Origin of the sequence: Janthinobacterium sp. BJB401 (genome assembly GCF_013372745.1) — a bacterium.
Classification (GTDB): Bacteria; Pseudomonadota; Gammaproteobacteria; order Burkholderiales; family Burkholderiaceae_D; genus Janthinobacterium; species Janthinobacterium rivuli.
This window is the reverse complement of the sequence record NZ_JABXFH010000048.1, coordinates 1-21,591: the sequence shown is the minus strand read 5'-3', so window position 1 is coordinate 21,591 and position 21,591 is coordinate 1. Positions and strand designations below refer to the sequence as shown.

Below are 21,591 nucleotides of genomic sequence, written 5' to 3'. Positions count from 1 at the left end.
TATCCTCACAGTGCGTTGAAGGTATAGCCCAGGCCCAGCATCACGCTGCGCGGCGCGCCGGGCGTGTACTGGTTCTGCGTATTGGCCGCGTAGCTGCCCGTGCCCGCGTAACTGCTGCTGGCCGAATCGGCATAGCGTTTATCTGCCAGGTTGCGCACCTGCGCCCACGCTTCCAGCCCGCGCGCGAGCTGATAGCTGGCGCGCAGGTTCAGCAAGGCGTGGCCCTGGTACTCCACCGTGTTGGCATTGTTCATCCAGTAGCGACCCTGGTGCACGGCTTCGAGCGCGATACGGGCGCCGGCCACGGGTTTGTAGCCGATCTCGATCGACGTGATGTCGCGCGGTGCCTGCGGCATGGTGCGGCCGCTGTAATCGAGGGTGGACGACACCTGGTAGCGCAGGTAGCGGTGGCGCGCGATGGCCGTGGCGAAGCGCGCGTCGAACGGGCCGCTGTCGTAGTTCAGGCCCAGCTCCAGGCCTTCGCTGCGCGTGCGCCCCGCATTGCGGTTTTCGCTGTTGCCTGGCGAGAGCGTGTAGCTGACGATGGTGTCGCGCCCGTCGAGCCGGTACAGGGCCGTGTCGAGTTTCAAGCGGCCCTGCAAAAAGGCCCAGCGCAAGCCCAGTTCATAGTTGTTGTAGACGGACGGCTGCAAGTCGGCGATGCCCGTCTTGCCATACAGTTGGCTCACCTCGGGCGGCGTGAAGCCCTGGCTGACGTTCGCATACGCGCTGCCGGCATGGCCAATGGCGTAGGTAGCGCCCAGCTTCGGGCTCACATGCGAAAAGCTGCGCGACTCGTCGGGCGCACCGTAATTGACGCTGCCGCCAGGCGCCAGCTTGTTATGGTAGTCGTAGCGGATGGCGTCCGAGCGCCCGCCCAGCACCACGCGCGTACCGGCCAGCGGCGTAAATTCCCATTGCGCGAAGACGGCCGTATTGAGGATATCCGTCTGGTAGTCGCGCACGCCCTGCGGGTTGCTCGCATTGGCCAGCGAATAGCGCAGGTAGCGGCCCGTGGCCGCATCGCGCACGATGGACAGGTTATCGCTGACAAAGGGATTGTCGCTCTTGTCGACATACACGCCGGCAATCAGGCGCGAACGCAGCCACGCGAATTCCTGCTGGTGTTTCACGTCCAGCCCCAGCGAATCGACGTGGTTGTTGTTGATGACGCCCTTGCACAGCATGCCCGCGCAGCTGCCGATGGAGTACGCGGGAATCTGCCCATGGTCGTTCTTGCGCGTAAACACGGTGACGGTGCTCGTGCCATTGGCCGTCGTCGCGCCTTCCCACGCCAGATTCATGCGCGTGGTCTTGTCCTTGCGGTAGGTGAACGTGTTCAGGCTCTTGCCAGGATTGCTGCGGTAATCATTCTCGAACAGGCTGCCCGTCATGGCCGCATCGAGATCCGTGTGGACGATGGTGGCGCGCAGCTGCGAGGTGGGGCTGAGCGCATAGTCGGCGCGCAGCGAGAACGAATCCTTGTCGCCATAGCTGTACTCTTGCCAGTTGTCGCGCGAGCGGCGCGAACTGTAGTGGGAAAAGCGCAGTCCCAGCGGGCCCCAGGTATCGCTGGCGGACGTATCGTAGCGGGTGTAGCCGGCCACGTTATCGCGTCGCACACCCACCTTGGCCGTCGGCGTCGCGCTGGCGCCGGCCGTGAGAAAATTGACGGCGCCACCGACGGCATTGCTGCCATACAGCGAGGATGCGGCGCCCTTCACCACTTCCACGCCGCTGGCGCCCGCCATGTTCATCTCGTTGAGCGAGTTATGGTTGAAGACACCCAGCGGGCGGATGGGAATGCCGTCTTCCAGGTACTGGTAGACGGCATTCGTGCCGATGGGCTGGCGGATGCTCATGCTGTGCTGCTCGTTGCCCAGGTCATTCCAGTACACGCCGGCGATGCGGTTGAGGATATCGCCCATGGTCTTGGGCTTGTCGCGTTCCAGGGTTTTGGTGTTGACGACACCGATGGCCTGCGGCGTCTCGGACAGCCACGATTGGGCGCGCGAGCCGGAAACGACGACGGTGTCGATGCCGTGGTCGGCTTGATCAGTTTGCTGCGCCCGCGCGCAGGGGTAAGCCACGGTGATGGCAGCAGCCAGCACCAATAATGTCTTGTTCATGTGATTCTCGTTTAAGTGTGCGGATGCGGCGCCTCACACCGCAAGGTGGACAGCGCCAGCATTGGAAAGGCAAAAACTTAAACGAGGGCGGGCGGCGCGCGCGATTGCGCGGTGGACCAGATGAACAGGGGCGATGGGGACTGGTAGTACAGTGCCGGGAAAATGGCCGTGCCGCTGGCCACAGGCAGCGGCAGCACGGGGTTCGTCGGCGGCAGGCCGACGGAACCCGCATGCGTGGAACAGAAGGCGCAATGCTCCATCTGCATGGCCTTGCCGCCGGATTTTTCGTCGGCGGCGCCGTCATCATCGGCCTGCACAAGCTGAACGAAGCGGATGCCGGCCACCGAGCAGATTTCGGCCCAGCCGGAGCCGGACTCCTGCTTGGCGTTGGCGACGGCCTGGGAAATCGATGGCGCGAGCGCCGCCAGCAGGATCGCAAAGCAGGCGATCCAGGCGGCGAAGCGGCGCGTGAACAAGGTCATTCCCATGGCCGCATTTTACCAGCGGCCGCCGGGACTGGATAGCGGAAAGCGGCTCAGGCGGCCGGACAGCCGGCGCTGCCGCGGTCAAAAGCGCGCACGACGCTTGCCGTATCGGCGGCGATGCGGCTCACGGCGCGGCGATGACCGAGCACCAGTTCATCGTAGCCGGCACCCACTTTTTCATTGGCTATCGTGCGGCAAGTGACTACCTTGCTGCTGGCCAGCTGGCGCACGCTCCACACGGCGTCGATCAGCGCGTACTGTCCCATCACCGATTCAAAACGCTGCACATTGGTGCTGATGCGGTACACGGGCAAGTTGTCCGGATGCGGCGTGCGGAACACATCGATGGCGCCCAGGTCGTTCGTCACGGCCGTCGACAGGGCCTGGCCGATCTCGCCGGCCAGCGGCCCCGCCCAGCGCTGCTGCTCCAGCAATTCGATGCGGCCCGATGGCGCCGTCACGACAAACTGGTTGCGGCTCACCTGCTGCGGCACGCTGACGGTCAGCACCTCGACATAGTATTTGACGGGTTTGGCCGGCTGCGCGTCGGCGCCGCCACTGAGCGTATAGAAATGCTCTGGCTGTGGCGTAGAGCAGGCGCCCAGCAGGCTGGCCGCCAGCAGCGCGGAAAAAATTGGCTTCATCATTTTTTTTCATCTCCTTTTTTACCGCGGATCAGGGACTCGGGATGACGTTCCAGGTAGTCCGACAGCGCGTTCAGCGATTGCAGGGTTTGCGTCAGCTGCTGCAAGGCCTGGCGCACGTCCGACTGCAGCGGCGAATCCTTTTGCAGCACCTGTTCGGCCGTACCGAAGGTCTGTTTCGCCGCCGTCAGGGTATCGCGCATCTCCGGCACCACCTGGCCATCGAGCTGCTTGAACAGGGTATTGGCTTGCTTGATGGTGGCGTTCAGGTTGCTGCCGATCTCCGCGTACGGCACCTGGTCCAGCTTGCGGGCGATGCTGGCGATCTGCGTCTGCAATTCATCGAGGGTATTCGGCACGGTCGGCACTTCCAGCGGATACTTGTTCAACTCCAGCGTCACCTTCGGCGCTTTCGGGAAGAAGTCCAGCGCGATATACAACTGGCTGGTCAGCAGGTTGCCCGTGCGTAGCTGCGCGCGCAAGCCACGGCTGACCATGCGTTCGAGCAGCTGGTGACCGGCCGAGCCTTCCTCATCGTCGACAGCGGCCTTGAAGCGCATGCCCAGGCGAGCCGGATACAGATTGACGGTGACGGGCATGCGGAAGTTCTTCTTCACAGGATCGAACTCGATGCCCACCGAACGCACCTCGCCCAGCACGATCCCGCGGAAGTCCACCGTGGCGCCAGGCTGCAAGCCGCGCAGCGACTGGTCGAAATAGAACACGGTGGTGATCGCCTCGCCATCGGGTTCGCGCATGGCGCTGGCCTCGTCGGCCGCCAGGCGGAAATTGGTATTGGCCGGCGCCGGCTCCTCCGGCTTGCGGCCATTTTCCGCCTCGAAGGCGATGCCGCCCACCAGCATCGCCGCCAGCGACTGCGTATTCAATTTGAAGCCGTTGGAATCCAAGCGCACGTCGACGCCGCTGGCATGCCACCAGCGCGCATTCTTGCCGACGAACTGGTCGTACGGCGCATTCACGAAGACGGACATGGTGATGCCGTTGCCATCCTTGTCCAGCGCGAAGCTGACCACCTTGCCCACGCGCAGGCGGTGGAAGAACAGGGGCGAGCCCACATCGACGGAGCCGAGACTGTCCGCATGCAGGGTGTACAGCTTGCCCTTCTGGTCACCGGCCACGGCGGGCGGACTCTCCATGCCGAGGAAATTCTCCTTTTTGGCTTCCGACTTGCCCGTATCGACGCCGATGTAGGCACCCGACAGCAAGGTGCCCAGGCCCGTCACGCCGCTGGCGCCGATCTGCGGGCGCACCACCCAGAAGCGCGAATCGGCGGTGGCGAACCGGCGCGCTTCCTTGCTCATGTCGATCGTGACCAGCACCTTGCTCAAGTCCTCGCCCAGAGTGATGGCGCGCACCTGGCCGATATCGACATCCTTGTATTTGACCTTGGTCTTGCCCGGCTCCAGTCCTTCGGCGCTCTTGAAGCTGACCGTCACCGTGGGTCCCTGGTCGAGGATGGACTTGGCGGCCAGGCCGGCGCCGATCAGCGCGGCCAGCAGCGGAATGAGCCATACCAGCGACGGCAGCCAGCGGCTGGCCGGGTCCACATCGGGTTCGGGCAGAGGCCGCGCGCCGGTTTCGGCAAGGTCGCCCGTTTCTTTGTCAGCCATGCTGTTCTCCAATCACTGTATTGTTTCCGGTATTTGCTGCACTGCTGCGTTTTTCATCCTCGGCCGCCTTGTCGTCGACGGGGTCCCAGATCAGGCGCGGGTCGAACTGCATCGCCGCCAGCATGGTCAGCACCACCACGGCGCCAAAGGCCAGCGCGCCGGGTCCGGCCGTGATCACGGCCAGCGACTTGAAGCGCACCAGCGCCACCGTCAGGGTGACGACAAAGATGTCGAGCATGGACCAGCGGCCGATGAATTCAACCATGCGGTACAAGATGGTGCGCTGGCGCGGCCGCCACCGCGAGCGCCGCTGCGCCGTAAACGCCAGCAGCGCCAGCACGCCCAGTTTCAGCATCGGCACGACCACGCTGGCGATGAAAATGATGATGGCCAGGCCTTTCGAGCCGCTGGTCCAGAACAGCACCACACCGCTCATGATGGTGTCGTCCTGCGCGCCGAACAGCGATTGCGTCACCATCACGGGCAGCAGGTTGGCGGGAATGTAGAGGATCATGGCGGCGATCAGCAAGGCCCAGGTGCGGTTGATGCTGTCCGGTTTGCGCACGTGCAGGGCCGTGCCGCAGCGCACGCACGCCAGGTGTTTGCCCTTGCCCAGCGGCGGCGCCACCAGGCCGCAAGCATGGCAAGGCAGCACCTTCTCGCCCGGTGCGAAGGCCTTGTAGCGGATGCCGGGCAGCGCTTGGCGGGTCAGGTCGTCGCCCAGGTTCCACAGGGCCTTGGGGTCGAACGAGACGACGATGGCCAGCATCAGGGTCAGCGCGCCAAACGCGAACAGCCCCGGTTGCGGCAGCACCGTGGCCAGGCTGGTCATCTTGACGACGGTGATCAGGATGCCGATCATCAGCACCTCCGTCATGCCCCATTCGCGCGCCGTCTGCACGGCGCGCAGCACGCGGTTAAAGCCCGGCACCTTGACGCCGCCGCGCAAGCCCAGCGCCACATACAGCAGCGAACCGAGTTCGATGGCGGGAAAGAGTATGGTAAACAGGAAGACCATCGTCGCCACGATGTGCATTTGCTCGGACCACAGCACGCGGATGGAACCGAGCAGGGTGGCGCTGGAGGTCAGGCCATTGACGTCGAGTTCGACGATGGGGAAAAACTGGGCGATCAGGAAGACGAAGGCGGCGCCCAGGGTGAGCGCCACCACCTTGCTCAATTCGGCCGATGCGCCGCGCGCGTGGGCGCCGCGATACAACACCGAGCGGCAACGGATGCAGCGCGCCTTTTCGCGTGGACGCAGCGGACGTTTGCGGTACAACACGCCGCAGTCATGACAGCTAATCAGGTCGTATCGGTGCACAGTGTGAAGTTTGCCGGCGCCTGAAGCGCGACTTTCCCATGTTAATGCCAGCCATCATGACAGAGTTGGCATTTTCCTGCACTACGGTATTACTCTTTTCCACTCCCCCGCAACAGCGCCTCCACGGCGCGGCCGATTTGCAGCACCTGATCGTCGGCGCCGGCCAGGCCGCAAATGCCCAGCCCCACGGGCAGCTCACCCTCTGCATGGCATGGCAAGGACAGCGCGCAGCCATCGAGGAAGTTGATCACGCTGGCGTTGCGCAGCACCAGACCGTTCGTGGCAAAGAAGGTGGCATCATCCGCTTCCAGCGGCGCGACCTGCGGCGCGAGTACGGCTACGCTGGGCATCAGCCAGGCGTCGAATGGCGCCAGGCGCTGCTTCGCGATGGCGATCAGGCGCGCACGCGCATCGAGCAAATCGATGTAGTCCGCTGCACCCTGCTGCTGGCCGCGGCGGATGCGCGCCGCCACGCGCTGGTCGTATTGCGCGCCCTTCTCTTCCAGCCGCGCCCTGTGCCAGTGCCAGGCTTCCGCCGCCACCAGGCCGCCGCCGCCATTAATCGTCGGCAGCTCCAGCAATTCCGGGAAATCGAACTGCTCCACCTGCGCGCCGGCCGCGCGCAGCTTGTCCAGCGCACGGTCGAATGCCTGCTGCACCTGCGGCTCGACATGGGTGCCCACGTAGTCCAGGGTAAAGCCGAAACGCAGTCCTTTCAACGCTGGCGCGCCATCGGCAAGCTTGCGGCCCGACAGCGCCGCGTAAAGCACCGCGCAGCAGTCGACGCTGTGGGCGATGGGGCCGGCCGAATCGAGGGAGCGCGACAGGGGCACCGTGCCGGCCAGCGGCACGGAAGCGGCCGTCGGCTTGAAACCGGTCAGGCCGCAAAAGGCGGACGGGATGCGGATCGAGCCGCCCGTGTCCGTGCCCAGCGCGCCGGCCGCCATCGCCAAAGCCACCGTCACGGCGCCGCCCGAGGTGGAGCCGCCCGCCACGCGCGCGCCGTCCAGCGGATTGCGCGGCGTGCCGTAATGGGGATTGAGGCCCAGGCCGGAAAACGCGAATTCGCTCATGTTGGTGCGGCCCAGCAGGACGGCGCCGGCTGCGCGCAGGCGCGCCACGGCAAGCGCATCGGCCACGGCGGGCGGCGCGTCGGCCAGCGCCAGCGAAGCGGCGCTGCTGACCTGCCCCCTGACGTCGAACAGGTCCTTGATGGAAATGGGCACGCCTGCCAGCGGCGAGGCAACGATGCCGGCGGCGCGCGCCGCATCGCTGGCCCGCGCTTCCATCAGCGCCTGTTCGCCATCGAGGCTGACATAGGCATGGCCGCCCTGCGCCCGGTGCGCCTCGGCGCGCGCCAGCATCTGCTGTGTCAGCGCCACGCTGGTGATGCGACCGGCGGCCAGGTCGGCCGCCAGCTCCCTTATCGTCCTCTTGCCAGTCAACTCCATGCTGCCTCCGCGATTGTCCAGGCATGCATCTTACCGGATGCATGCGGCATAGTCGCCGCCCTGTCAAGCGCCCAGGAAGTCGAGCAGGGTCAGGGCCACGATCTTGCTGGCCTTACGCAAATCGTCCAGCGCCAGGCGCTCGTCTGCTTTCTTCGCGTTCGATTCGGGCACCGTGCGCGGGCCGGCGCCATACAGCACGGCGGGGATGCCCCGTTCGCCATACAGGCGCGCATCCGCATACAGCGGCGTACCGACTGCGGGAATCGTCTCGCCGAGGATGGCCTGCGCATTTTTCTGCAGGCTGCCGACGAGCTGCTCGGAACCGGGCAAGGGGCGCAGCGCATGCGACAGCAGCAGGCGGCGGATCTCGATGCGGATGCCCGGCTCGCCGCGCACGGCATTCTCGATCAGCGCACGCACCTGCGCCTCCACCGCCACCGGGTCTTCTTCCGGAATCATGCGGCGGTCCATCTTCATGACGACCCTGCCCGGCACCACATTGGTATTCGTGCCGCCATCAATGCGGCCCACCAGCATGGTGGGCGAGTCGATGCCGGCCACTTTGGATTTGATCTTTTTCAGCTCCGGCAGCTGGCCGTAGATGGCGTTGAGGATCTTGTTGGCCGACTGCAGCGCATCGTGCCCCGTTTCCGGCATGGAGCCGTGGCCCGACTTGCCGTGCACGGTGATTTCCAGCTGCAGGCAGGCGTTGTGCGCCGTGACGATGCCGTAGCTGAAACCGGCGGCGATGACGAAATCGGGCTTCGTCAGTTGCTGTTCCAGCAGCCAGCCCGGCCCCAGCAAGCCGCCGAATTCCTCGTCGTAGGTAAAATGCAGTTCCAGCTGCCCCTTCAAGGCAATACCCAGCGCCTCCAGGGCGCGCGCGGCAAACACATAGGTGGCGAAATCGCCTTTCGACACGGCCGTCGCGCGGCCATACATATAGCCGCCGTCGATCTGGCCGCCATATGGCGGATACGTCCAGTTGTCGCCGGGCGGCACCACGTCGCCATGCGCATTCAGTGCCACGGTCGGCCCGCCTGCGCCGTAGGGGCGGCGCACGATCAGGTTGGTGATGCTCTGCATGCCGTAGGCTTCCACCTGGTCGGCAGGGACCGCGTGTTTTTCGGCGTGCCAGCCATATGCCTGCAGCAATTGGGCCACCAGCTCCGCATGGGGCGCGTTGTTGCCGGGCGGCGTATCCGTCGGCTGCTGCACCACCTGCTGTAAAAAGGCGACTTCCTCGTCGAAGTGGTCGTCGATCCAGGCCGTGATTTTTTCTGCGTGCGTCGTCATTTTGCTCCTTGCATGGTCTGTTGCAGCCAGGCGCCCAATTCGCTGCGCTCGGCCTCCGTCATATTCGTCAGGTTCCCGATCGGCATGGCCTTCAATTCGATGGCCTGCTGGTAGATTTGCGCCGCGTGCTGGCGGATTTGAGTTTCATTATCGAGCATCATGCCGGCCGGCGCCGTGGCAAAACCAGCTTGCGTGGGCTGGGCCGAATGGCAGGTGGCGCAGCGCTGGGCGATGATGGCATGCACGCTCTTGAACTGCGCGACAGGATCCGCCGCCGGCGCGGCCGCCACGGCCACCGGTGCTTTCGGCGCGATGGCGATAGCCACGGCCAGCAGCAAGGCCACGCCGATGGCCGGATAGCGCCACTCGACACGTCCCTTGTGGCGCAGGTTGAAGAAGTGGCGAATGAAGACGCCGGCCGCCATGATCAGCGCCAGCACCAGCCATGCGTGGTCGTTACGGTAAGTCATCGCGTAGTGGTTGCTGATCATGATGAACAGCACCGGCAACGTGAAATAATTGTTATGCACGCTGCGCTGCTTGGCCTTCAGGCCATGCTTGGGGTCGGGCAGCTTGCCGGCCGCCATGGCCTCGACCATCTTGCGCTGGCCGGGAATGATCAGCATCAGCACATTGGCCACCATGATGGTGCCGATCATGGCGCCCACGTGGATGTAGGCGGCGCGCCCGCTGAGCAAATGCGTGAGCACGTAGGCGGCGCCGACGATCAGCGCGAACACGGTCACGCCAAACCACAGTTCATATTGCGCCAGCTTCGAGCGGCACAGCAAGTCATAGACGGTCCAGCCGATGACGAGGGTGGCGATGCCGATGCCGACGGCCTGGCCGCTGGAGATGTCCGCCACGACCTTGTCGATCATCATGGCCTGGGCATTGAAATAGTAGGCAATCGTCAGCAGCGCAAAGCCGGACAGCCACGTGGAATACGCTTCCCACTTGAACCAGTGCAGCTCCTGCGGCAATTCGGCGGGCGCCACCAGGTATTTTTGCGGGTTGTAGAAACCGCCGCCATGCACGGCCCACAGCTCTCCCGACACGCCCTTCTTCGCCAGCTCGGAGCCGGGCGCGGGCGGGCGGATCGAGTTATCGAGCCAGACGAAATAAAAGGAAGCACCGATCCAGGCGATGCCCGTGATGACGTGCAGCCAGCGGACGATCAGGTTCAGCCACTCAAGGCCGTACGGGATCAGATAGGCGAATACTTCCATAAATTTCCTCTAGTCAGACCGAACCAATATTCGTGCCAATCTACACAAGATAAACGGATTTACCGCCCATCACATGAAATATATCGTATATTTGACATATTCAAATCGATATACAACAGAGGCGCCGCCACATGTCCAGCCTGCCGCAACACCTTGACCTGCACCTGATCCGCATCCTTTACCTGCTGCTGGTGGAAAAGAACGTCTCGCGCGTGGCATTGAAGCTCAATCAGCCGCAGCCCTCGATTTCCGCCTCCTTGCGCAAGCTTAGAGAATTGACGGGCGACCCGCTGCTCGTGCGCGGCGCGCGCGGCATGGTGCCCACCCAGCATGGCGAAAGCCTGCTCAATCCGGCCAAGCGCATCCTCGACCAGACGGAAAGCCTGTTCGTCAAGAAGACGCCGTTCGTGGCGCAGGACGAGGCGCGCACCTTTCATATCGCCGCGCCCGACTACCTGGACAGCCAGTTCCTGCCCAACGTGGTGGCGCTGCTGCGCCGCGGCTCGCCGAAAAGCCGCGTCGTGCTGCACAGCCTGGGGCCGGGCATCGACCATATCCGCCAGCTCTCCGATGGTGGCCTGGACCTGGTGATCGCCAACTGGGACGAGCCGCCCGCGCACCTGCACATCTCGAAGCTGTTCGAAGACCCCATCATCTGCGCCATGCATGCGGAAAACGCCTATGCGCGCCGCACGGCCAGCGACGCCATGACCCTGGACGATTATCTGAGCCTGCCCCACGTGGCGCCGTCGCAGATGATGCCCGGCTACCACGGCGTGATCGATTCCTTCCTCGAACGGCAAAACCTGCAGCGCAACGTGGTGGTGGAATCCGCGTATTTCGGCCTGATCCCCTACATGCTGACGCAGACGGACCTGGTGCTGACCACGGGCCGGCAATTCATGCGTTTCTATGAAAAGACCCTGCCGCTGAAAACGTATACCGTGCCCTTGAAATTTCCGCCCATGCGCTTTTACCAGCTGTGGCACCAGCGCGTGCACCAGGCGCCCGAGCACAAATGGCTGCGCGACCAGGTCAGCGCGGCCGCCAAGGCGCTGGTGCAGCGATAGCCGCTATCAGCACGCGCATATAATGGACGCAGGAACGGGGCGCTATCATCACCGCTTGCATGATCGGAAAACCATGACCACCCTTTCAGACCTGAACGCCGGCAGCCCGGCAGACTTTATCGCACGGCTGCATGGCATCTATGAACATTCGCCCTGGATCGCCCAGCGCGCGGCCGCCGCCCGGCCGTTTGCCAGCCTGACGGCGCTCAAGACGGAGCTGCAGCGCGTGCTGGCGCACGCCTCGCCCGAAGAGCAACTGGGGCTGATACGCGCCCACCCGGAACTGGCCGGCAAGGCAGCCATCGCGGGCCAGCTGACGGCGGAATCGACGCGCGAACAGGCCAAGTCCGGCCTGAACCTGTGCAGCGCCGACGAATTTGCCACCCTGCAGCGCCTCAACAGTGAATACAACGCCAAATTCGGCTTTCCCTTCATCCTGGCCGTCAAGGGCCCGACGGGCGAAGGCTTGACGCGCCAGGACATCATCGCCACATTTGCCCGGCGCCTGAAGAACCGGCGCGCCGATGAACTGGCCGAATCGCTGCGGCAGATCAAGCGCATCGCCGAGCTGCGCCTGAACGACCTGTTCGACGTGCGCCTGGACTTCGGTCCGGCCATCATGCAGCACGCGGAAACCTTGGCCGGCTGGAGCGACAGCGATTACAACCTGACCTGCGCCTACCTGACGCCGGCGCACCAGAGAACGGCCGCGCAGCTGGCCGACTGGATGCGGGACGCCGGCATGCAGGTGCACATCGACGCCGTCGGCAATGTGGTCGGCCGCTATCTGTCCGATATCCCCGGCGCGAAGACCCTGATGACGGGATCCCATTACGACACGGTGCGCAACGGCGGCAAGTACGACGGCCGGCTGGGCATCGTGCTGCCGATCGCCGTCGTGCGCCACCTGCACGAACGGGGCGAAAAGCTGCCTTTCCACTTCGAGGTCGTCGGCTTCGCCGAGGAAGAAGGCGTGCGCTTCAAGAGCACGTTCCTGGGCAGCACGGCCATCACGGGCAAGTTCGACGTGTCGCTGCTGGAGCAGTTAGACGCGGATGGCGTGAGCATGCGCGACGCGCTGGCCGCCGCCGGCCACGAGGCGAGCGCCATCGGCGCCATCGCGCGCGATCCGGCGGATTTGCTCGGCTATGTGGAAGTGCACATCGAGCAGGGTCCCGTGCTGCTGGAACGCGACCTGCCGCTGGGGATCGTCACGGCGATTGCCGGCAGCTCGCGCTACCTGGTCAATCTTGGCGGCGTGGCCAGCCACGCGGGCACCACGCCCATGACCATGCGCAAGGACGCCGCCAGCGCGGCCGCCGAAATCATCCTGCTGGTGGAACAGCGCTGCAACCAGGGCGAGGCGCTGGTGGGCACCGTGGGGCAGCTGCAGGTACCGAATGGCTCCGTCAACGTGATCGCCGGCGCCTGCACCCTGTCGCTGGATATCCGCGCGGCCAGCGACGCGGTACGCCAGGCGGCCGTCGACGATATTCTCGATGGCATCGCCGCCATCTGCGCGCGGCGCCAGATCGATTATCAGCTTGAACTGCTGCTGTCGATCAGCGCGGCGCCTTGCGCGCCGTGGCTGATGGCGCAGCTGGCGCAGGCCGTGGAATCCGTCGGCATCGCACCGTATGCGCTGCTGTCGGGAGCCGGCCACGACGCCATGGCCATGGCCGCCATCACCGATGTGGCCATGCTGTTTACCCGCTGCGGCAACGGCGGCATCAGCCACAACCCGCTGGAAACCATGACGGCGGACGACGCCGACATCGCGGCGCGCGCGCTGCTGGCGTTCTTGCGCAGCTTCCAGCCGAAGCCGTAAGCTGCCCAAAGCTTATACCGCCACGGCCCGCTCCAGCATCGCGTGCAGCAGCACGTTGCAGCCCGCTTCCAGGTGCTCGGGCTTGGCGTCTTCGATTTCATTGTGGCTGATGCCGTCCTTGCACGGCACGAAGATCATGCCGGCCGGCGCCAGCCGGGCCGCGTAGATGGCGTCGTGGCCGGCGCCGGAGACCACGTCCATCACGGAATAGCCCAGTTTTTCCGTGGCGTTGCGCACGGCACCCACACAGTCGGGGTGGAACGGGCATGGCGGGTAGTAGGACACCCGTTCCAGTGAAATGCCCAGGCCCGTCCTGTCGCGCGTGGCGTCGATGAAGGCCGTGATCTCCCCATGCATGGTGTTGAGCAGTTCATCGTTCACATTGCGCAGGTCGATGCTGAATGTGACTTCGCCGGGAATCACGTTGCGGCTGTTCGGGAAGACTTGCACCATGCCCACCGTGCCGCGCCCATACGGCGGGTAGCGGTTGGCAATGGCGACGACTTCCTGCATGATGGTCGTGGCCACTTGCAGCGCATCCTTGCGCAAGCCCATGGGCGTGGGTCCCGCATGCGCTTCCATGCCCGTCACCACGCAGTCATACCACGACAGGCCCATCACGGCAGGCACCACGCCAATCACCTTGTCCGCGTCTTCCAGCACGGGGCCCTGCTCGATATGCGTTTCAAAGTAGGCGCCTATCGGATGGTCGCCCGGCACCTGCTCGCCCTTGTATCCGATGCGCGCCAGCTCCTCGCCCACCGTTTTGCCTTCCGTGTCCTTGGCCGCATACGCGGTCTCCAGCGAGAAGGCGCCGCAGAACACGCCGGACCCCATCATCACGGGCACGAAGCGCGAGCCTTCCTCGTTGGTCCAGAAAGCCACCTCGATGGGCGCCTGCGTCTTGATGTGCAAATCGTTCAGGGTGCGCACCACTTCGAGTCCCGCCAGCACACCGTAATTGCCATCGAACTTGCCGCCCGTGGGCTGCGTGTCGATATGGCTGCCCGTCATCACGGGCGGCAAGGTGTTATCTACGCCGTCACGGCGCATGAAGACATTACCGATCTGGTCAATCGTGATGCTCATGCCCGCTTCGCGCCCCCAGCCCACTACGAGGTCGCGTCCCTGCTTGTCCAGGTCCGTCAGAGCCAGGCGTTTCACGCCGCCCTTCGCTGTCGCGCCGATCTGCGCCAGTTCCATCAGGGCCGCCCACAGGCGCTCGCCATTGATACGCAATGCATCCATCGTCAACTCCTTAAGCTGTCGTGGCGGAAAAAGCGGGCCGTTCGATATAGCGCCCGGCCCCTTCGACGGCCATCAGTTCGCCCTTGTGGAACACCACCTTGCCGGCGGCAATCGTGGTGCTGGGGATACCGCGCACGGTGCGCCCTTCGAAGACGTTGAAGCCTCCCTTGGCGAACTGCGTGGCGGCGGAAATGGTGCGTGTTCCCTGTGGGTCCCACAGCACGATGTCGGCATCGCTGCCGACGGCGATGACGCCCTTGCGCGGATACATATTGAAGATCTGCGCCGCATTCGTGGACGACACCTTGACGAATTCGGACGGTGTCAGCATGCCGGAATTGACACCCGCGTCCCATACGACGGCCATGCGTTCCTCGACGCCGCCGCAGCCGTTCGGGATGCGCGTGAAGTCGTCCTTGCCGGCCGCCTTCTGCTCGGCACAGAAGGTGCAGTGGTCGGTGGCCGTCGTGTGCAGGTTGCCGCTTTGCAGGCCGTGCCACAAGGCCGATTGATGGTGCTTGCCGCGAAACGGCGGGCTCATGACGTGGCCGGCGACGAAATCAAAATCATCGCTCTGGTAGACGCTGTCGTCGATTACCAGGTGGCCCGCCAGCGCTTCGCCATACACGCGCTGGCCGTTGGCGCGCGCCCGCGTGATGGCGTCGAGCGATTCCGCGCACGAGACGTGCACAATGTACACGGGAGTATTGAGGACGTTGGCAATGGCGATGGCGCGGTTGGCCGCCTCCGCTTCCACGGCCGGTGGGCGCGACAGCGGGTGCGCCTGCGGTCCGGTAATCCCCTTCTTCAGCAAGGCTTGCTGCAATTGAAAAACCAGCTCGCCGTTTTCCGCGTGCACGGTGGGCAGCGCGCCCAGCTCCAGGGAACGGGTAAAGCTTTTTACCAGTGTTTCATCGTCGGCCATGATGGCGTTTTTGTAGGCCATGAAGTGCTTGAAGCTGTTCACGCCATGCTCGCGCACGAGGATGCCCATTTCTTCATGCACCTGCTCGCTCCACCAGGTGATCGCCACGTGAAAGGTGTAGTCGCCGGCCGCCTTGGCCGACCACGCACGCCACTGGTGATACGCCTCGATCAGCGACTGCTTCGGTGCCGGAATGACGAAGTCCATGATGGTGGTGGTGCCGCCCGCCAGTCCCGCCGCCGTGCCCGTGAAAAAATCGTCGGACGTCACGGTGCCCATGAAGGGCAGATTCATGTGCGTGTGCGTGTCTATCCCGCCCGGCATCACGTACAGGCCGCCCGCGTCGATCACCGTGGCGCCAGCCGGAACCGGCAGGTTCTCGCCGACGGCGGCGATGATGTCGCCCTCGATCAGCACATCGGCGCGAAACGCGCGGTCGGCGTTGACGACGGTACCGCCACGTATCAGTGTAGTCATCTTGTCTCCTTGATTGATTACGACTGCGGCGCCTGCTGCACGTGCGCCACGGCCTTGCCCTTCATCATGACGCCGTACACGACGGCGGCGATGGCCACGCCCACGAACCAGGCGTAGGTGTAGATGGTTTTGAAGCCTTCGGCCACATCGGGAAACGCCGCGGGAAAGGCCGCATTCAAAAAGCCCGGGATGTTCGGCAGCACGGCGATGACAAAGGCGATCAGCGCCGCCATGTTCCAGCCATTGCCATACGAGTAGACGCCGTCGTCGCGGTACAGCTGTTTGACGTCCAGCTGCGTCTTGCGCACAAAATAATAGTCGACGATGAGGATGCCCGCGATGGGTCCCAGCAGGGCCGAGTAGCCGATCAGCCACGTGAAGATATAGCCCTGCGTCGACTCGAGCACCTTCCACGGCATCATGACGATGGCGATGAAAGCCGTGATGTAGCCGCCCATCTTGTATGAAATCTGCTTCGGCGCCAGCGAGGAAAAGTCGTACGCCGGGCCCACCAGGTTGGCGGCCAGGTTGACGCTGACCGTATCGATCAGCAGGATGATCAGGGCGATCAGCACGGCGGCGCCCGTCATGCGGCTGGCCAGGTCGACGGGATCCCAGATGGCCTTGCCGTACATGACGACGGAGCCTGCCGTGACGATCACGGCCAGCATGGCCAGGAGGCCCATCGGCACCGGCAAGCCGATCGACTGGCCGATCACCTGGTCGCGCTGCGTCTTGGCGAAGCGCGTGAAGTCGGGGATGTTCAATGCCAGCGTGGCCCAGAAACCCACCATGGCCGTCAGCGATGGCCAGAAGACGCTCCAGAACTGGCCCGCCTTTTTACCGCCGGGGATGAATTGCGATGGCTGATCCAGCAGGCTGGCCACGCCGCCCGCCTTGCTGTGCACCCAGTACAGCAGCACGAAGCAGATGAGGATTTTCAGCGGCGCCGTATAGGTTTCGAGCTTGCGGATCGATTCCATGCCATGCAGGATGTAATAGAACTGGATGGCCCAGAATGCCAAAAAGCACAGCAGCTGGCTGCCATTGATGCCCAGGCCCGCGATCTTCTCGCCGCCCAGTTCATGGCCCACCAGCACGCCCATCAGGGTGTAGATCATCTGCCCGCCAAACCAGGTCTGGATGCCGTACCAGCCGCAGGCGACGATGGCGCGCATCAGGGCCGGCAAGCGCGCGCCCATGGTGCCGAACGAGGCGCGCGCCAGCACGGCATACGGGATGCCGTACTTGGTGCCCGCATGGCCGATCAGCAGCATGGGCAGGAGCACGATGGCGTTGGCGAGAAATACCGTGAGCACGGCCTGGTAACCGGACATGCCGCTGTCGATCAGGCTGGCCGACAGGGTGTAGGCGGGAATGCACATCACCATGCCGACCCACAGCGCGGCAAAGTGATACCAGCGCCAGGTGCGCTGCGCCGCCGTGGTGGGCGCCAGGTCTTCATTCCAGAGTTGCGTGTTGCCTGAATAGTCGTGGTTCACAGGTATGCTCCATCGGTTGGGAGGGGATCGGTTTTATAGAAACGGCGCGACCTTTAAGTCAATCTAGCTTACCGCAAAGGCCGGCCGCTGTTTACAAATAAAACGCACGCAATAACCGTGCCCTATGCCGACTCCGCCAATGCCCGAGGGTTGCGCGGATCCTGCGTCCAGTTCATGTACGGCTTGCCTGTCGTCTGCGGCACCATCGTGATGCAGCCCTGCACCGGACAGGTGATTTCGCACAGGTTGCAGCCCACGCATTCCTCCTTGATCACTTCATAGGTGCGCGTGCCGGCCGCGTCGATCAGTTGCGCAATCGACTGGTGCGAGGTGTCTTCGCAAGCTACATAGCACTTGCCGCATTTGATGCAGTCGTCCTGGTTGATCTGCGCGATGACCTGGTAATTCATGTCCAGGTATTTCCAGTCCGTCGTGTTGGCCACAGCCTTGCCGGAAAAATCGCTGATGCGTGCATAGCCCTTCTCGTCCATCCAGCGCGACAGGCCATCCTTCATCTCGTCGACGATGCGAAAGCCATGCAGCATGGCGGCCGTGCACACCTGCACGCAGCCGGCGCCCAGGGCGAGGAATTCGGCCGCGTCGCGCCAGTTGCCGATGCCGCCGATGCCGGAAATGGGCAAACCGCGCGTCTGCGGATCGCGGGCGATTTCCGCCACCATGTTCAGGGCGATCGGTTTGACGGCAGACCCGCAATAGCCGCCGTGCGTGCTGGCGCCGCCGACGATGGGCAAGGCCACCATGCGGTCCAGGTCCAGCGAGGTGATCGAGTTGATGGTGTTGATCAGCGAGACGGCGTCCGCGCCGCCCGCCTTGGCCGCGCGCGCCGGCATGCGCACGTCCGTGATGTTGGGCGTGAGCTTGACGATGACGGGTAATCTACTGTGCTTCTTGCACCAGGCGGTGACCATCTGCACGTACTCGGGCACCTGGCCCACGGCCGCGCCCATGCCCCGCTCCGGCATGCCGTGCGGGCAACCGAAATTGAGCTCGATGCCATCCGCTCCCGTCGCCTCGACCTTGGGCAGAATGTCGGCCCAGTAGTGCTCTTCGCACGGCAGCATCAGGGAGACGATCATGGCGCGGTCGGGCCAGTCCTTTTTCACCTGCGTGATTTCGCGCAGATTGATCTCAAGCGAGCGGTCGGTAATCAGTTCAATGTTGTTGAAGCCCACCACTTCGCGGTTCTTGCCATACAGGGCGGAATAGCGCGACGAGACGTTGACGGCGGCCGGGTCTTCACCCAGGGTTTTCCACACGACGCCGCCCCACCCCGCCTCGAACGCGCGCACCACGTTGTAGGCCTTGTCCGTCGGCGGTGCGGACGCCAGCCAGAAGGGATTCGGCGCCTTGATGCCGCAAAATTCGATGCTGAGATCAGCCATTATGCAGCCTCCACTTTATTGAACAAATCGGAATGGATGGCCAGTGCGGCCAGCTTGCCATGCTGGACGGCTTGCACCGTCAAGTCCTGCCCCGGCGCCACGCAATCGCCGCCCGCGTAGATCCCCGGCAGCACCGTGCGAAAACCTCCATCGACGGCGATCTTGTCGCCTTCGCGTTTCAGCAATGACGCCATCGGGTCATGCAGCACCTCCGTGTCGAGGCTCTGGCCGATGGCCTTGAAGATGGCGCCGGCCGCCACGTCGAACGTTTCGCCCGTGCCAGCCAGGCGCGTTCCCTGCATGCTAGTTTTCTCGAAGCGCATGCCCGCCACCTTGCCAGCCGCGTCGAGCAGCACCTGCTGCGGCTGGGCCCACGTCAGCATGCGTACCTGGTTGGCCTTGGCGATCTCCTGTTCATGGTGGGTGGCCGTCATGGCGTCGAAGCCGCGCCGGTAGACGAGGGTGACTTCCTCGGCGCCGAGCCTTTGGATTTGCACGGCCATGTCGATGGCCGTATTGCCGGCGCCGATTACGATGGCACGTTTCGGCACGGGCAGCGCGGCCAGGTCGTCCGCCTGGCGCAGCGCGCTGATGTAATCGACGGCAGCCAGGAGTCCCGGCGCATCCTCGCCCGTCAAGCCCAGCTTGCGGCTGGCACCCAGGCCCAGGCCGAGGAACACGGCGTCGTACTGCGCGTGCAAGTCGCGCAGCTGCAGGTTCTCGCCCAGCACCTGGCGACATCGGATCTCGATGCCGCCGATGTCCAGCAGGAAGTCGATTTCCTTTTGCGCGAAATCGTCCGTCAGCTTGTACTTGGCGATGCCGTATTCATTCAGGCCACCTGCCTTGCCTTCCTTTTCAAAGATCACCACATCGTGGCCCAGCATGGCCAGGCGATGCGCGCACGACAGGCCGGCGGGACCCGCGCCGACGATGGCAATCGTCTTGCCTGTGCTTGCAGCCCGCTGGAACGGATGGCGGGTGAAGTGCATGTGGTCGACGGCATAGCGCTGCAAGAGGCCAATCTTGACGGGCTGGCCTTCCGCGTCGTGGTTGCGCACGCAGACGTCTTCGCAGAGGATTTCCGTCGGGCAGACTCTGGCGCAACTGCCGCCCAGGATATTCTGTTTCAGGATACCGGCGGCGGCGCCGTTGATGTTCTTGTCGTGGATGTTGCGGATGAAGCTGGCCACGTCGATTTCCGACGGACAGATGCGGCTGCACGGCGCGTCGTAGCAGTACAGGCAGCGGGCGCTTTCGATGGCCGCCTGGCGCGCCGTGAGCGGCGGCGCCAGGTCCGTGAAATGGCCCGCCAGTTCCTCGTTGGGCAGGGCGGGATGCGGCAAATAGTTCAAAGACTCGATCATCGCGTATTCCTCTTGTTATGTGCGGCCGGCTTGTGATTTGAAACCCTTACTTCATCTGGGGAAAAGCAAATTCCACACCAGCGCTTGCCGTGTTCGGCCAGCGCTGCATCACGGCCTTGTGGCGCGTGTAGAACCGCACGCCTTCGGGACCATACGCGTGGTGGTCGCCGAACATGCTGCGCTTCCAGCCTCCGAAACTGTTGAAGGCCATCGGCACGGGCAAGGGGATGTTGACGCCCACCATGCCGACCTGAATCTGGCGCACGAATTCGCGCGCCACACCGCCGTCACGCGTGTAGATGGCCACGCCGTTGCCATACTCGTTGGCGTTGATCAGCTCCACCGCATGCACCACGTCAGGACACCGGAGCACGCACAGCACGGGGCCGAAAATCTCTTCCTTGTAGATGCTCATGTCGCGCGTGACGTGGTCGAACAAGGTGCCGCCGACAAAGAAGCCGTTCTCGCGGCCCGGCACCACATGGTTGCGGCCATCGACGACCAAGGTCGCGCCCTGCTCCACGCCGGAGGCGATGAGTTTTTCAATGCGCTGTTTGGCGGCCAAGGACACGACCGGTCCCATTTCCGCACCATCTTCCATGCCGTCGCGCACTTTCAGTGCGGCCGTGCGCGTTGCCAGTGCATCGATCAACTTGTCACCCGCGTCGCCCACGGCCACCACCACCGAGATGGCCATGCAGCGCTCGCCCGCCGAACCGTAGGCAGCGCCAATCAGCGCGTCGACCGTCATGTCCATGTCCGCATCGGGCATCACCACCATGTGATTCTTCGCGCCGCCCAGCGCTTGCACGCGCTTGCCGCTGGCGCTGCCGCGCGCATAGATGTATTCGGCGATCGGCGTGGAGCCGACAAAGCTGATCGCCTGCACAACGGGGTGGTCGAGCAAGGCGTCGACCGTCACTTTATCTCCCTGCACCACGTTGAAGACGCCGTCGGGCAAGCCCGCATCTTTGAGCAGTTTGGCGTGCAGCAGGGACGCCGACGGATCGCGCTCGGACGGCTTTAATACAAAGGTATTGCCGCAGGCGATAGCGACGGGGAACATCCACATCGGCACCATCACGGGGAAGTTGAAAGGCGTGATGCCGGCCACCACACCGAGCGCCTGGCGCATGGACCAGGCGTCGATGCCGCGCGAAATCTGGTCCGTGAACTCGCCCTTTAACAACTGCGGAATGCCGACGGCAAACTCCACCATCTCGATGCCGCGCGCCACTTCGCCCTGGGCATCGGCAAAGGTCTTGCCATGTTCGCGCGTGAGCATGGCGGCAAATTCGTCCGTGTGCTGCTGGCACAGCTGCAGGTAACGGAACAGGACACGGGCACGCGTCAGCGGCGGCGTGGCCGACCAGGAAGGAAAGGCGGCGGCGGCGGCCTGCACGGCCGCATCCACGTCTTCCACGGTGCCCAGCGCCACGCGGGCCACGGGCTCGCCCAGGGCGGGGTTGTAGACGTCGCCGTAGCGGCCACTGTGGGTGTCGACTTTGGCGCCGTTGATGAAGTGGGTAATCGTATCGAGATCGTTCATGATGCACTTTCTATTGTTAAACCCGAATTAACC

16 protein-coding genes are annotated in these 21,591 nt (G+C 64.0%); 2 read left to right on the top strand and 14 right to left on the bottom strand.

The features are described from left to right. Positions 1–5: 5 nt before the first annotated feature. The 8 genes from HWE17_RS23515 to HWE17_RS23480 all read right to left on the bottom strand — a co-directional run bounded on the left by HWE17_RS23515 (position 6) and on the right by HWE17_RS23480 (position 10,189). Entirely contained in the window at positions 6–2,129 is a 2,124-nt protein-coding gene (locus tag HWE17_RS23515; RefSeq protein WP_255206369.1) for a TonB-dependent receptor, read from the bottom strand. Between the two features lie 77 nt (positions 2,130–2,206). Beyond that, complete coding sequence (locus HWE17_RS23510) at positions 2,207–2,611, bottom strand: DUF2946 domain-containing protein (RefSeq protein WP_099379342.1); 405 nt, start codon at positions 2,609–2,611, stop codon at positions 2,207–2,209. A 53-nt stretch (positions 2,612–2,664) separates the two neighbouring features. Continuing rightward, a complete protein-coding gene (locus HWE17_RS23505) occupies positions 2,665–3,261 on the bottom strand; it encodes a membrane integrity-associated transporter subunit PqiC (protein ID WP_255206368.1) in 597 nt (198 codons plus the stop codon). Continuing rightward, positions 3,258–4,889: an intermembrane transport protein PqiB gene (locus HWE17_RS23500; RefSeq protein WP_099379341.1), complete on the bottom strand. Its 1,632-nt coding sequence runs from the start codon at positions 4,887–4,889 to the stop codon at positions 3,258–3,260. The genes HWE17_RS23505 and HWE17_RS23500 overlap by 4 nt, the downstream gene beginning before the upstream one ends. Further along, positions 4,882–6,213: a paraquat-inducible protein A gene (locus HWE17_RS23495; protein WP_176390439.1), complete on the bottom strand. Its 1,332-nt coding sequence runs from the start codon at positions 6,211–6,213 to the stop codon at positions 4,882–4,884. Before HWE17_RS23495 ends, HWE17_RS23500 begins: the two co-directional genes overlap by 8 nt. Before the next feature lie 89 nt (positions 6,214–6,302). Beyond that, positions 6,303–7,664, bottom strand: a complete 1,362-nt coding sequence (locus tag HWE17_RS23490) for an amidase (RefSeq protein ID WP_176390438.1) — start codon at positions 7,662–7,664, stop codon at positions 6,303–6,305. Positions 7,665–7,727: 63 nt separating this feature from the next. Next, complete coding sequence (locus HWE17_RS23485; protein ID WP_176390437.1) at positions 7,728–8,960, bottom strand: M20/M25/M40 family metallo-hydrolase; 1,233 nt, start codon at positions 8,958–8,960, stop codon at positions 7,728–7,730. Continuing rightward, positions 8,957–10,189 (bottom strand): urate hydroxylase PuuD, encoded by a 1,233-nt coding sequence (locus tag HWE17_RS23480; RefSeq protein ID WP_176390436.1) that lies wholly within the window; start codon positions 10,187–10,189, stop codon positions 8,957–8,959. Before HWE17_RS23480 ends, HWE17_RS23485 begins: the two co-directional genes overlap by 4 nt. Positions 10,190–10,320: 131 nt before the next feature. Here HWE17_RS23480 and HWE17_RS23475 point away from each other — a divergent pair, with 131 nt between their 5' ends. Then, the gene (locus tag HWE17_RS23475; protein WP_035825036.1) at positions 10,321–11,259 is read left to right on the top strand and encodes a LysR family transcriptional regulator; all 939 of its coding nucleotides are present in this window, start codon (positions 10,321–10,323) and stop codon (positions 11,257–11,259) included. A 73-nt stretch (positions 11,260–11,332) separates the two neighbouring features. After that, positions 11,333–13,087: an allantoate amidohydrolase gene (locus tag HWE17_RS23470; protein ID WP_176390435.1), complete on the top strand. Its 1,755-nt coding sequence runs from the start codon at positions 11,333–11,335 to the stop codon at positions 13,085–13,087. 12 nt (positions 13,088–13,099) lie between these two features. Here HWE17_RS23470 and HWE17_RS23465 read toward each other — a convergent pair whose 3' ends face one another. The 6 genes from HWE17_RS23465 to HWE17_RS23440 all read right to left on the bottom strand — a co-directional run bounded on the left by HWE17_RS23465 (position 13,100) and on the right by HWE17_RS23440 (position 21,558). Continuing rightward, positions 13,100–14,335, bottom strand: a complete 1,236-nt coding sequence (locus HWE17_RS23465) for a Zn-dependent hydrolase (RefSeq protein ID WP_176390434.1) — start codon at positions 14,333–14,335, stop codon at positions 13,100–13,102. A 10-nt stretch (positions 14,336–14,345) separates the two neighbouring features. Continuing rightward, the gene (gene hydA / locus HWE17_RS23460) at positions 14,346–15,737 is read right to left on the bottom strand and encodes a dihydropyrimidinase (protein ID WP_176390433.1); all 1,392 of its coding nucleotides are present in this window, start codon (positions 15,735–15,737) and stop codon (positions 14,346–14,348) included. Between the two features lie 17 nt (positions 15,738–15,754). Continuing rightward, complete coding sequence (locus HWE17_RS23455; protein WP_176390432.1) at positions 15,755–17,239, bottom strand: NCS1 family nucleobase:cation symporter-1; 1,485 nt, start codon at positions 17,237–17,239, stop codon at positions 15,755–15,757. 122 nt (positions 17,240–17,361) lie between these two features. Further along, complete coding sequence (gene preA, locus HWE17_RS23450; protein ID WP_217916867.1) at positions 17,362–18,642, bottom strand: NAD-dependent dihydropyrimidine dehydrogenase subunit PreA; 1,281 nt, start codon at positions 18,640–18,642, stop codon at positions 17,362–17,364. Then, the gene (locus tag HWE17_RS23445) at positions 18,642–20,009 is read right to left on the bottom strand and encodes an NAD(P)-dependent oxidoreductase (RefSeq protein ID WP_176390431.1); all 1,368 of its coding nucleotides are present in this window, start codon (positions 20,007–20,009) and stop codon (positions 18,642–18,644) included. The genes preA and HWE17_RS23445 overlap by 1 nt, the downstream gene beginning before the upstream one ends. Before the next feature lie 46 nt (positions 20,010–20,055). After that, a complete protein-coding gene (locus HWE17_RS23440; protein ID WP_099400725.1) occupies positions 20,056–21,558 on the bottom strand; it encodes a CoA-acylating methylmalonate-semialdehyde dehydrogenase in 1,503 nt (500 codons plus the stop codon). Positions 21,559–21,591 lie beyond the last annotated feature (33 nt).